The following is a 12,377-nucleotide window of genomic DNA, read 5'->3' as shown; positions in this document are numbered from 1 at the left end:
CCTGAGGAGGTTGTCTTGATGTACCCGCCATACACATCGGAGCAGGGGCGATCTAGCGCCGACTGGAGTATTGCCTCTCGCCAACAAATGGCTCTTTCGCTCACCGATCCCTTCTTCTGTGAACTGCTCTTTGACCAATTGGCCGATATCGTCTTCTTCGTCAAAGATGTACAAGGGCGGTATCTGGTGGTGAATACAACCCTCATGCGGCGATGTGGCTGCAAGGAGAAGCGTGATCTTATTGGTCGCTCGCCGCTTGAGGTATTCCCGCCTGAATTGGGTGCGAGCTATCTGGCGCAGGATCGTCAAGTGGTGTGTCAGGGGCAGGCCATTTATAACCGTCTTGAGCTTCACCTCTACAATGATCGTTCGCGCGGTTGGTGCCTGACGCATAAGATACCATTGCTTGACAAGGATGAGCAAATAACCGGGGTAACTGGCATCTCCAGAGACTTGCGGGTGCCTGACCAGGGGCATCCGGTCTATCAGCGTCTTGCCGAGGTTATTGCCTACATCCAGCAAGCGTATGCGCAACCAATCAGGCTGGAGCATCTGGCAGCTATCGCTAATCTCTCGGTCGCGCAGCTTGAGCGGCACATCCAACGTATCTTTGACCTTACACCGAAGCAGTTACTGATAAAGACGCGGTTAGAGGCGGCAACGCGCTTGCTTGAAGGCGCTGATTCTATCTCTTCCATCGCGCATGCCTGCGGCTACGCTGATCACAGCGCCTTCTCGCGCCAGTTTCGTACCGTCGTTGGCATCTCGCCCGCGAAGTACCGCGAAATGCTCCGTGTTGGTTCTTGACCAGACCGTTTATATGCTTGTATTCACCTTTTTGTTGTAGCGCGTACCAGAGAGTAGGGACGAAACAGCGAAAGGGTGATATCTATGAAGGGCAAGAAGGCATTCCTGGTGATTAATCCCAGGGCGGGACAGAATGTCGTGCGACTTCCAGAGGTCTTAGCGGTGCTCGCGGCTGCTGGCTGGCAGCCAGAGGTCGCCTTGAAGAAGTATGGAAGGCAGTCAATTGAGCTAGCGCGTGAAGCGAGCGAGAGCGGTAGCGATGTGCTGATTAGCTATGGCGGTGATGGCAACTTGAATCAAGTCATCAATGGCTTGATGAATGCGAAGAAGCCCGAAAAGGGGGTAGTTGGGGTCCTTCCTGGGGGAACAGCGAATCTATGGGCGGGTGACATTGGTGTGCCCCGGGACCCGGTCAAGGCTGCTCTGGCACTGATTGATAGCGAGGTACGCCATATTGATGTTGGGCATGTCGAGGTTGAAGCCCTCTCGTTCCCTGAAGGAACTGAGGATGACCCACATGGAGAGCTACGAGGCAAACTTCTGAAGCGGCGACCGGGAGCGCGTGAGCGTCAGCATTTTCTGCTCATGGCGGGATTGGGCTTTGACGCCGAAGTGATGCGTCACGCACCCAAGCCGCTCAAGTATCGCCTGGGGCCGCTTGCGGTTGGCTTAACAGTCGCACAAAGGCTCCCTGAGCACCAACCCTTTCCCATCGAGTTACATGCCCTGGGGGTGAATGGCGAGGGCGATATTACCTGGCAGGGTGAGGCCCTACAGGTCATCATTGGCAACACGCGCCGCTACGCGATGGTGCTGGAGACCACTCCTGATGCCTATATTGATGATGGTGTACTTGATGTCTGTATCATCGTCGCGGGTGATCCGGTGTCAACCATGCAGCAGCTTGGCTCATTGCTTGTACAGCATAAGCCCCACACTACTGCCACCAAGACCCTACAAGGATCGCATATCTCCATCAAAGTCCCGGCATCCGTACCAATGGAACTGGATGGAAGTGCCGTCAAACTGAAGAACTACCTGGGCAAAGAGGCATATAGGCAGTTGGGACAGGCTGAAGAGACGGATCAGGTGATGGTGACCTATCGTTTTGACGCTCTGCATAAGGCCCTGCCAGTCGCAATCCCCTGTACCTATAATGAGGAACTCTTCAATGAACCGCTCAGGCATGAGAAGATGTCAATTAACAAAGATGAGCAGCATCAGGCGAGCCAGGTTGCCGGTAAGCGCGAGGAGAGGTCGCAGACCGCACTGCAAGAGGCTACCGAGCGTGCTATCTCGAAACCGGCTCACAGGCATGCTAATGATGAGGAGAAGCATAGGCGTCTTGGAGAGATACGCTCCGAGTTGACCGGGCTAATGACGGCGCTCTTTGAAAATGGGCGCAAAGTGACGGTTATCGGCAAGGCTAATTACCCTGAAAAGCCGGGAAGCTATATTATCGCAGGCACTACACTAGATGTACTGACGAGCGAGAGTAAGGCCGCCGCGGTGGTCGTTACTTCCAATACCGCTCTCTTCAATCGCGATGGTGAGCGGATTCAAAGTTCGGCGGTTGAAGATATTGAAGAGGGCGTGGTCATCGTCGTCGAGGGCAAGCGTAACAAGTTGGGTGTCATTAAGGCGACACGCGTTATTCTCTGAATGAGCATATCATGTAATGTGTGGTGACGCTTAAAGTACTGCGCCTCATGCGGAGAGGCGTAATTTGTTGCGTACCCATTGATATCCGGCAAAAATGATAATCCCGACATGGATATAGAAGAGCGAATCGATCACAATGCTACGTTGATGCCACTCTGACTGCACCTGATAGGCGTGCTGATCCATGTAGGTTGGTAGAATCGAGCGAGGAATGTATTGTGGGGTGAGAACGTAATGACTGAGCCAGGAGAAGGGAAAGCCCTCATAGGTCTGGTTGAGGGGCATAATATTGTGCGTGGTATTAACCCCGTGAATCAGGAGACTTGAAGCCATGCAGGCGATAACAAAGAGAGCGAGCAGCCCATAATACGGTAGTGCTCGCCGCGTAAAGATCTGTTGGCTATAACGGATATGAAAGAACACAACGAGTGAGCCAAGGAGCACGACTCCGATATAGACAAAGGCGTAGGTCAGGGGTCGATTAAGAATAGCGAGTACCGCGATAGAGAGCAGGCTACCAACGCCAAACAGTTTGAGCAAAAGTGATGAGTGACGCCCATTGATGACATTATCTTGCAATTGATGACGTAACATACGAGGACCATCCCTTTCCACGCCATATGTCGAATGATGTTGTTGAATTCTTCTACCTTAGAGACGTGTCAGGGATGGAAGAGTTTCCAAAACGAGATGAAATGCCTATAGATTCACGTCGCTAACTCCTTGCGTTTCCGTCCACGAAAGAGTTTCCCTAACCAGTTCTGGACCAGATGGGGGAGAAGATAGCCAACGAGAAAGGCTACGATAGCCGCTACATAGGGCAAGTAGGGCATGGTAAAGGAGTTCGCGAGGATCACGCTAAGCAGAAGGAAGAGCCCTGTAAGTATTCCTCCCACCAGGCTGAGCACGATGCCCCTGACGAATGAGCCAATGACTGAGTCACCCAGTTCGCGCTTGAAGACCTCCTGTCCCATCTCTTTGAGCAGTGCTACCCGCTGGCGATATTCGAGCCCATCGAGGGTTTCGATAAAACGCGAGCGCTCAACTTTCTTCAGTTTGCGGGTCAAATAGGTGCGTAGCGTACCAAAAAAGTCTAGCAGCCCAAAGAGCAGGAAGCCCACAAAAAAGCCAATCAGGGCCGCGATAGTCGTCGCGAATGCCGACGCCTGAGCGTTGAGTAATATCAGGAAGAAGAGACAGGCTACAACTGCCACGACATACACTACAGACCAGAGAAAGCCCTTCACATAACGTTCAACGAGTATCTTGAGCACCAGATCAGGTACCTGATGTTTGAGAAACTGGAAGCCGGTCGCGCCTAGTATCTCGCCTTTCTCCTTGTTTTCGAGGGTACGCGTCATTTTTAAGAGAATCTCGACCTTCTCGCGCTTGGTTAGGAGGGGAATCTGGCGTTGAATTGATCTATATGAGCGTTCCTGCTCTGGTAGCTGCTGAGTCATGCGTGCCTGGCTCCTTCAAGACATCGTGTATGGATCTCTAATCTGATCCTGTAATAGCTGGCTGAATAGGGAGAGCGCTAACCTATATTAACGCCAGCATAAGATACACTCCTGGTACGTCGCTCCTGTTTGTGTAGACTCAAAACAGCCAGTTTCCGGCAATTTCTGGAAGGCTCGCCAATGAGCCGAACGTGTCGAACGCTGACAGATGAGCACATGCTTGTGCTACTTGCTTGTTTGTTTGGGTTTGGGATGGACAATGGGGTGTAGATTGAGCGTCCAACCAATACCGAAGACCTGGGGCGTGAAGATGCTGGATGTCGTATCGTTCCACATGCGCTCCCGGATGCGCTCAGGTGTTGGCTTGCGGAAGTCATAGGGGATGCCGAGGATGGAACCTTCCCAGGTGCGCTCCTCTGGTGCCTTGCGTAGTTGTTCGCGAATGGCTGCGCCCGTGATGGCGAGGGTGGCGAGCCCCAGAAGTGTGTTTGTCGCGTTGCCCTTCTTGCGTCGACTCATGGCAGTTGCTTCTCCTTCTGCTGAAAGCAGTATTTAGCAGGCGCGTTCCATATACACGCCTGCTAAGACTACGATTGCCAGAAGCGAGAGTTGCAGATCCATGACCTGGATGCTGATTGTCAGCTTGCTCTAGCAGATGCGGGGAAGTGGATCGCCAACCAGCATATCCAGCACGCGCATGCCGCCAATATCTGTGTGTAGAAAGACCATACCAGGTGGCTCCGCCTGTACGGTGCCAATCAGCGCCGCCTCACGTCCCAGAGGATGGGCACGCATAATCTGAAGCGCCGCCTCTGCCTGCTCTGGCGCGACGATAGCGAGCAATTTTCCCTCGTTCGCGATGGTCAGCGGGTCCAGACCCAGGATCTCGCATGCGCCTCGCACTCCCGCATGAACAGGGATAGCGTGCTCCTCAAGCCCAATAGAGACTTCCGAACTCATTGCCATCTCATTGAGAGCGGTCGCGACGCCGCCGCGTGTGGGGTCCTTGAGGGTGTGGACCGCGTTACCCAGAGATGAGAGGAGAGCCTCGACGAGTGTATGGAGAGGTGCGGTATCACTTTCCACATCGGTTTCGATTTCAAGCGCTTCGCGTGCCAGCATGATCGCGATGCCATGATCGCCGATTGGCCCGCTGAGCAGAACCTTATCGCCGGGCCGCAGGAAGTTTTGCCCCATGTCGTGTGTGGCTATCACCTGACCTACACCCGCAGTATTGATAAAGAGCCCATCGGCTTTCCCCCGCTGCACAACCTTGGTGTCCCCAGTTACGATGGCGATGCCTGCCTCGCGCGCGGCTTGAGCCATGGAAGCGACAATCTTGCGTAGGTCTTCAATGGGGAAACCTTCTTCCAGAATAAAGCCAGCCGAGAGGTAGAGTGGCTTCGCTCCTGCCATTGCCAGATCATTGATCGTGCCATGAACCGCTAGCTTCCCAATATCTCCGCCAGGGAAAAAGAGCGGACTGACCACATAGGTATCGGTCGTGAAAGCCAGCTTTGGCCCGTCATTGACACAGAAGACCGCCGAGTCGTCCATTACATCGAGCATGGGATTGGAGAAGGCGGGCGCGAAGACTCCCTCGATCAAGTTGTGTGTCGCCTTGCCCCCACTGCCATGGCTCAATGTGATACGCTCATCGCGCAAGTAGAACTTATGGCGGCGTGCCTGCCGGGTGCGCTCGATCTTTTGTAGCACCTCATCAACGACGTGTGCACTTGTTTTAGATCTGGGTGCCTCCATCGCAACCCCTCCTCTCATGTTTGACATTGATTGAACAATATCTGTTTATCGAACGATGTTCGGATTCTAGGCGGCGTTGGCGAATAGCTGCTAGCCGTTGGCCTGACTGGTTGAGGCCATCCGCAAGCGGGAGCGCTCGGAAGCCATCGAGAAGCGACCATAGTTGAAGTATGCGGCGCATGCCCCCTCTGGTGAAACCATACAGGTCCCGATAGGGGTTTCAGGTGTACAGGCTGTGCCGAAGACCTTGCATTCCCACGGCTTGATGACTCCCTTGAGTACCTCACCACACTGGCAGGCTTTGGGGTCCGCCACGCGCACGCCTGGGACGTCGTAGCGCAATTCCGCGTCCCACTCCGCGAACTCCGGGCGGAGCTTGAGCGCGCTATGGGTGATAAAGCCCAGCCCGCGCCACTCGAAGTAGGGGCGTAGTTCCATCGTGCGCGCCATTGCCTCTAGTGCCTTCACGTTCCCTTCTGGTCGCACCACGCGCGTATATTGATTCTCGATTTCAGAGCGCCCCTCATAGATCTGTTTGGCGATCATATACACGGATTGGATAATATCAAGCGGCTCAAAGCCAGCGATAACGACTGGTTTATGATGCTGTTGCGCGATAAACGTGTAGGGGCGCATTCCGATAACCATACTGACATGCCCAGGACCTACAAAGCCGTCTAGGCGCAGATCGGGCGAGTCAAGAATGGCCTTGATAGCCGGAATAATGGTCACATGGTTACAGAAGACGGAAAAGTTTTTAATGCCTTCGGTTTTGGCGCGTAGCAGTGTGACCGCCGTCGATGGAGCGGTCGTCTCGAAGCCTATAGCGAAGAAGACAACCTCTTTCTCGGGATACTGGCGCGCTAGTTTATAGGCGTCCAGTGGGGAATAGACAAAGCGTACATCGGCTCCCTCGGCCTTGGCGTCTAGCAGGCTCCCGCGTGAGCCGGGGACACGCATCATATCGCCAAAGGTTGTGAAGATGACGTTCTCCATGCGCGCGATAGCCAGCGCGTCATCAATACGGCCCATAGGCAGCACACAGACGGGACAGCCCGGCCCATGCACAAGGTCGATATTGAGTGGTAACACGTCCTCAATGCCATGCTTATAGATGGTATGGGTATGCCCACCGCATACCTCCATGAGCTTGAGTTGTCGTCCCTCACTCAGACGAGCTACCTCGGCAGAGATGCGCTTCGCCAGTTCCGCATCGCGGTATTCATCAATGTATTTCATACTCATGCGCTTGCTCCTTCCGTGGCTGCTCTTTGAGTAGCGTATGAATGATATCCAGAAGGGCATGATAGACAGTGGCCTGCGCCTCCTGAATGCGTGGAATGTGATCGCTTGGAGAGTTGATGCAGTAGTCGATTACCTGTGACTGCATCATCTTGCCTCCTACATAGCCTGTCAGCCCGATGGTGAGCATTTGCTGCTTCTTGGCCTGCTCTAACGCGAGCAGGACATTGGCCGAATTTCCACTAGTCGAGATGCCAAAAGCGATATCACCTGGTCGTCCAAAGGCAATGATCTGGCGGAGGAAGATGTTTTCAAAGCCTACATCATTGCCGACTGCCGTGACGACCGCGACGTCGTTGGTTAGCGAGATGGCTGGGAGTGGTCGCCCATCGGGATAGGGCGGGTCCAGGAGTTCGGTGACAAGGTCCTGGGCGTCGGTCGAACTTCCACCATTGCCAAAAGCCAGGAGCATAGCTCCATTGGCGAAGGCGTGAGCCATAGCCTCTCCCGCCTCGATGATGCGCTCTTCATATTGTTCTAGTGTCGCGCGCCTGAGCGCGACTACTTCGTGGCACTTCTCTATGGTTGATTGGCGCACCTGTGCCAGCACTTCTTCTACGTTGGCCTTACCGCCCTCGAAGAGGAAGGGATAGAAAAGCCGGTCATACTCTGAGCCCTGTGTTTCACTCATCGCGCACCTCCTCGTAGCGGGTCATGCCGACACCTCCATGTACCAGGATTATGTCACCGGGCGTCAGGGCATCGAGCAAGGTAATATCGACCTCTTCCTGTTCATCTTCAACCTGAACCAGGGCTAATCCAGCCTCTTGATCCACCCACAGTACATGTGCTGGCAATGCTTCGTCTCCGCAGGTTACACAATGCTCACCTGCCCGGATATGGCACTTTTGATATTCATGCAGCCTCGCTTCCAGGCTGTTATCGTTATAGCTATTTGTGCTTTCGGTCATGTCAGCAGGCCCTCATGCTCAAAGAAGATGTGTACCAGTTCCCAGAGGACATGGTAGAGCGTCTCATGTGTTTCTTGAATGACCAGGGGATCTTGCGTTGGGACGACGAAACAGAAATCAAGTCCACTCTGTGGCAGAGTTCCACCATCGCGACCAGCTAGCCCAATGGTGAGCAGCTCTAATTTTCGCGCAAATGTGAGCGCTGCCTGCACATTCTCGTCGCGTCCATCGAGCGTATAGCCAAGCGCGATATCCTGTGCCCGTGCCAGGGCGTGTAGCTGGCGTATATAAGGCATATCCGCTCGCCCTCCAGCCATCAGGCCGCTCAGGGTCGCGCTGTCGTTGGTCAAAGCCAGGGCCGGGAGCGCGCGCTTGCCCACAATGACAGGATGCACAAATTCAACCGCGACATGGTGGGCATCGGTGGCCCAGGCTCCGTTGCCGAAGGCGATCAAGCGCCCTCCCTGATGAAAACGGCGCGCCATGGCCCAGCATGCCTCGGCAATGTTTGTTGCTTGGGCGTTGAAGAAGATTTCTGGAACCGTCGTGCTCTGCCTGAAACGGGCCTCAACGACAGCTTTCAGATCAAGGTGTGTTGCCCGCGACATGCTTCCCTCCCATTGGCTCGTCACTCAATTTGGCTACTGCGCAGCATCTTGAGTTCATCTGTATAGACGTCACCCATCTGGTGTAGAGCGGTCATTGTCTCTCGGGCTTCGTTCTCGTCAATCTTGCTCATGGCGAAACCCACGTGAATCAAGACCCAATCGCCAGGACCTATGCCTTCGGGTCGGACCAGGGCGACATTGACGTTACGCTTGACCCCCGAGACATCGACCTTAGCGATGGAGTTGCTATCATCGACAATATCGACAATCTGACCAGGAATACCAAGGCACATATGAAACTCCTTCTGTTTAAATCGGAACTCATGATTTTGATGCAAAATAGTTCGCGTTAAGGCATGGACTCTCCCCGTAATATGGCGGCAGCGATAGCGATCTGCCCCAGGCTCAGCCCGCCATCGTTGGGCGGGACCTGCCGATTGGTATATACCTGGAAGCCCTGCTTTTCTAGTCGTACAAGCATCAGTTCAAGCAGCAGGCGATTCTGAAAGACTCCGCCACTCAGCGCGACGCGTTCTAATCCTGTGCGTTCCCTCACCATTGCACATGCGGTAGCCATGAGCTCAGCGATGGTGGCATGAAAACGTGCGGCGATCTGCTCACATGGCGCGCCTGAGCCCAGGTCATGAACCAATGCCCGTATGGTTGGTTTAACATCGAGTAGCGCTGGCGTTCCTTTGCTTATGGCGAATGGGTATGGTTTACACGTCGCTTCAGTCGTGGCTTTATGAGCCAGGGCTTCAAGCTCAATCGCGGCTTGACCTTCGTATAGTACTTCCTGGCGGATGTTTAGGAGCGCTGCCACTGCATCAAAGAGACGCCCTAAGCTGGATGTGGGGGGGCTATTGATGCCCCGCTCGATCATTTGAGCGAGTATGTGCCACTTCTGCATGTCCAGGGTTTGGAGCATAGGAAGTGAGAGACATGTAAAGCCTGAGCCAAAGGCCTGATTCAGGTAAACTGCTGCCATGCGCCAGGGCTGGCGTATGGCCCGTTCGCCTCCGGGTAACGGTAAATAGGCAAGGTGGGCGTGGCGCGTGAAGTTGGCGAGCGTGGCTTCCATTATCTCGCAGCCCCAGACCGCGCCATCCGTGCCATAGCCGGTGCCATCGGCGGCGATCCCGATGACTGAGCCCTCCAGGTTGTGCTCTGCTATCACACTGGCTATATGGGCATGGTGATGTTGTACACCTATCTTACATTCGATGTCCGAGTCGAGCGCGTAGCGGGTCGCGAGATAGTCTGGATGTATGTCATAGGCGATTGCCTGGGGATCAATGTCGAAAAGGTGCTCAAAGTGTGGAATGCCCTCGCGGAATGAGGTTAGCGTCTCCAAATTCTCCAGATCGCCTATATGGTGGCTAAGAAAGGCTTGCCGCTCTTTCCCCAGGCAGAAAGTATTCTTGAGGTGCCCACCACAGGCTAGAAGAGGCACGGGGAACTCAAATCCTAACTGAAGTGGTTCTGGAACATAGCCGCGCGCGCGTCGTAGAAATTGTGGCGTGCCACCCACCAGGCGCAGCACCGAGTCGTCAGTGCGTATATGTATCTCACGGTTATGCGTGAGTGCTCCATCAGCGATTGGCGCGAGACGCGTATATGCGTCATCATCACGATAGGCTATCGGCTCATCGCTCAGATTGCCACTGGTCATGACAAGCACGGCTGGCTGCCGCTCGTTGGCGTATTGGCGTAGAAGCAGGTGATGGAGTGGGGTGTAGGGAAGCATGATGCCGAGCGTGTCACAGGCAGGCGCGACGCCCGGCGCGACCACAGTATCTGGCTTTTGGTTTAGCAGAACAATTGGTCGCTGATGTGATTGGAGGAGCACTGCCTCAGCGTCATTCACGAAGCAGAGTTCGCGTACCGTTTCCAGGTCTGGAACCATCAAGGCAAAGGGCTTGGCCTCGCGGCGTTTGTGTTGGCGTAGGCGCTGAACCGCATCTGGATTACAGGCGTCACAGGCCAGATGATAGCCGCCCAGACCCTTGATAGCGAGAATGGCCCCTTTGGATAGTAGCGTTGCAGCTGTGATAATTGGGTCTGTCGAGTCTACCCGTGTGCTATAGGCCGTTAACTCGACATGTGGTCCACAGGCGGGGCAGGCGTTGGGCTGGGCGTGGAAGCGCCGATTGGTTGGGTTCTCATACTCGACCTGACATGTAGGACACATTGTGAAGACGCGCATTGTTGTCTTTTCGCGGTCATAGGGCACGTCTTGAATGATAGTGAAGCGCGGGCCGCAGTTGGTGCAATTGATAAAGGGATAATTGTGGCGTCGGTCATGTACGTCGAAGAGTTCGCGCAGGCAATCATCGCAGATGGCGCTATCAGGTGAGATGAGAGCCTGGCGCTCCTTTCCGGACTGGCTATGCGCGATCTGGAATCCTTGTTCATGGCATGGCGGAAGCGACTCAACTCCTATGTGCTCAACGCGCGCCAGTGGTGGTGCATCCTGACGCAGCGCCTGCTGAAAGCTCGCGAGCTGTTCCGCTGTGCCTTCAACTTCGATGGTTACACCCTGGCTGTTGTTGAGCACAAAGCCAGCCAGTTTGTAGCGTAAGGCCCGGTTATAGACAAAGGGCGGAACCCTACACCCTGAACAATGCCTCGAATATGGAGGCGCTGGCGTTGAATTGTTGCGCTGCTGACCGTTGCCATAATCGCTCCTTTGCGATTGCTCTCTATCCATATGCGATTTTCTTATATCCATGAGCCTGTGCGGGTTCTAGCGTATGCGTCACTTCTGTGAGAAGCCACTCGCACCACTCATCCAGCCCTTCACCAGTGCGGCAACTGATCTCGAAGATGCGCATATCAGGATTGATGGCGAGGACCTGTCGCTTCACTTTTGCCAGATCAAAGTTGACGTGTGGGAGAAGATCAAGCTTGTTAATGACCACTGCCCGGGCGAGTGTAAACATTTGCGGATACTTAGCTGGTTTATCATCGCCTTCACTGGTGCCGATCACGACTACTCGCGTATCTTCTCCCAGGTCCCATGAGGCCGGACACACCAGATTGCCGATGTTCTCAATGAAGAGCAGGTTGACGGATTCCAGATCCAGTTCAGCCAGCGCGTCGCGTACCATGTGGGCTTCCAGGTGGCACGCGCCTCGCGTATTGATTTGTACTGTTGCTCCACCTACAGCCTCAATGCGTTCCGCGTCCGCGCTCGTCTCGATATCCCCTCAATTACCCCAATACCTAAATGCTGCTGAAGCCGCTCGATGCTGCGCTCTAGCAGAGAGGTCTTCCCCGCTCCTGGCCCGCTCATCAGATTGATCGCGCGAATGTCACGTGCTCGTAATCGTTGATGGAGTTCCTGGGCGATATCGTCGTTGGCAGCCAGGATTTTCTGGGTCGCGGCTATGGTTACTCTGGGCATGGTCGCTCTTCCTCCGTTGGAGTATCGGTCTCAATCTCGATGCTTATGATGTCCATCTCGGTGCCGGAGATGACCTCTGTATCCCAGCCCTGACATGTAGGGCATTGGCGAATCGCGTTCTCGATAGTGAATTCCTTTGCACAATGCTGGCAGTGCGCACGATATGGTATCGTTTCGATCTCCAGGCATGCTCCCTCTAGCAACGGATACGCACTGGCAAGCATTTCAAAGCAGAACGTGAGAGAGTCGTTAATCACGCTCTGGGCCTCTCCTATCTGGAGATGTATGCCGCGCACATGGGTTGCGTGATGGATATGTGCCTGGGTCTCTACTGCCTCCGCCAGGCTTTGGGCAATAGCCATTTCATGCATAGCTACATATGCCGCATGCGCATATAGCGCTGGTAGTCAGAATAATTTCTTTTGAACAGCAGAAGCGCCAGCCCGACGCAGAGTAGAAG

General features: G+C 54.4%; 15 protein-coding genes. 2 read left to right on the top strand and 13 right to left on the bottom strand.

The genetic code is table 11. The features are described from left to right. Nucleotides 1–18: 18 nt before the first annotated feature. Together K3T82_RS03610 and K3T82_RS03605 are read left to right on the top strand one after the other, a co-directional pair. A complete protein-coding gene (locus K3T82_RS03610) occupies nt 19–807 on the top strand; it encodes an AraC family transcriptional regulator (protein ID WP_220192129.1) in 789 nt (262 codons plus the stop codon). Between the two features lie 84 nt (nt 808–891). Continuing rightward, nucleotides 892–2,469: a diacylglycerol/lipid kinase family protein gene (locus K3T82_RS03605; RefSeq protein ID WP_220192128.1), complete on the top strand. Its 1,578-nt coding sequence runs from the start codon at nt 892–894 to the stop codon at nt 2,467–2,469. A 45-nt stretch (nt 2,470–2,514) separates the two neighbouring features. Here the strand turns inward: K3T82_RS03605 and K3T82_RS03600 are convergent, their stop codons facing one another. From K3T82_RS03600 to hypA, 13 genes are all read right to left on the bottom strand, one after another. Next, nucleotides 2,515–3,063 (bottom strand): hypothetical protein, encoded by a 549-nt coding sequence (locus K3T82_RS03600; protein ID WP_220192127.1) that lies wholly within the window; start codon nt 3,061–3,063, stop codon nt 2,515–2,517. A 113-nt stretch (nt 3,064–3,176) separates the two neighbouring features. Continuing rightward, entirely contained in the window at nt 3,177–3,929 is a 753-nt protein-coding gene (locus K3T82_RS03595) for a hypothetical protein (protein WP_220192126.1), read from the bottom strand. A gap of 225 nt (nt 3,930–4,154) precedes the next feature. Continuing rightward, nucleotides 4,155–4,448 (bottom strand): DUF5808 domain-containing protein, encoded by a 294-nt coding sequence (locus tag K3T82_RS03590; RefSeq protein WP_220192125.1) that lies wholly within the window; start codon nt 4,446–4,448, stop codon nt 4,155–4,157. A 129-nt stretch (nt 4,449–4,577) separates the two neighbouring features. After that, nucleotides 4,578–5,690, bottom strand: a complete 1,113-nt coding sequence (hypE, locus tag K3T82_RS03585; protein WP_220192124.1) for a hydrogenase expression/formation protein HypE — start codon at nt 5,688–5,690, stop codon at nt 4,578–4,580. 90 nt (nt 5,691–5,780) lie between these two features. Further along, a complete protein-coding gene (gene hypD / locus K3T82_RS03580) occupies nt 5,781–6,929 on the bottom strand; it encodes a hydrogenase formation protein HypD (protein WP_420799288.1) in 1,149 nt (382 codons plus the stop codon). Then, entirely contained in the window at nt 6,916–7,623 is a 708-nt protein-coding gene (locus tag K3T82_RS03575) for a D-sedoheptulose-7-phosphate isomerase (RefSeq protein WP_220192122.1), read from the bottom strand. The genes hypD and K3T82_RS03575 overlap by 14 nt, the downstream gene beginning before the upstream one ends. Further along, the gene (locus tag K3T82_RS03570; protein WP_220192121.1) at nt 7,616–7,903 is read right to left on the bottom strand and encodes a HypC/HybG/HupF family hydrogenase formation chaperone; all 288 of its coding nucleotides are present in this window, start codon (nt 7,901–7,903) and stop codon (nt 7,616–7,618) included. Before K3T82_RS03570 ends, K3T82_RS03575 begins: the two co-directional genes overlap by 8 nt. Then, entirely contained in the window at nt 7,900–8,511 is a 612-nt protein-coding gene (locus K3T82_RS03565; protein ID WP_220192120.1) for a D-sedoheptulose-7-phosphate isomerase, read from the bottom strand. The genes K3T82_RS03570 and K3T82_RS03565 overlap by 4 nt, the downstream gene beginning before the upstream one ends. 20 nt (nt 8,512–8,531) lie before the next feature. Continuing rightward, nucleotides 8,532–8,804, bottom strand: a complete 273-nt coding sequence (locus tag K3T82_RS03560; protein ID WP_220192119.1) for a HypC/HybG/HupF family hydrogenase formation chaperone — start codon at nt 8,802–8,804, stop codon at nt 8,532–8,534. 56 nt (nt 8,805–8,860) lie between these two features. Next, nucleotides 8,861–11,221 (bottom strand): carbamoyltransferase HypF, encoded by a 2,361-nt coding sequence (gene hypF / locus K3T82_RS03555; RefSeq protein ID WP_220192118.1) that lies wholly within the window; start codon nt 11,219–11,221, stop codon nt 8,861–8,863. Then, the gene (gene hypB / locus K3T82_RS03550; protein WP_307811073.1) at nt 11,214–11,687 is read right to left on the bottom strand and encodes a hydrogenase nickel incorporation protein HypB; all 474 of its coding nucleotides are present in this window, start codon (nt 11,685–11,687) and stop codon (nt 11,214–11,216) included. The genes hypF and hypB overlap by 8 nt, the downstream gene beginning before the upstream one ends. Beyond that, nucleotides 11,675–11,917 carry a P-loop NTPase family protein gene (locus K3T82_RS03545; RefSeq protein ID WP_220192117.1) on the bottom strand — a complete coding sequence of 81 codons (243 nt, stop codon included), beginning with the start codon at nt 11,915–11,917 and terminating at the stop codon, nt 11,675–11,677. Before K3T82_RS03545 ends, hypB begins: the two co-directional genes overlap by 13 nt. After that, nucleotides 11,905–12,288: a hydrogenase maturation nickel metallochaperone HypA gene (gene hypA / locus K3T82_RS03540; RefSeq protein ID WP_220192116.1), complete on the bottom strand. Its 384-nt coding sequence runs from the start codon at nt 12,286–12,288 to the stop codon at nt 11,905–11,907. Before hypA ends, K3T82_RS03545 begins: the two co-directional genes overlap by 13 nt. Nucleotides 12,289–12,377 lie beyond the last annotated feature (89 nt).

The organism is Ktedonospora formicarum, from assembly GCF_016587355.1.
GTDB lineage: Bacteria > Chloroflexota > Ktedonobacteria > Ktedonobacterales > Ktedonobacteraceae > Ktedonobacter > Ktedonobacter formicarum.
Note: the sequence above shows the minus strand (reverse complement) of the source record. Positions and strands in the feature narration are given on the sequence as shown.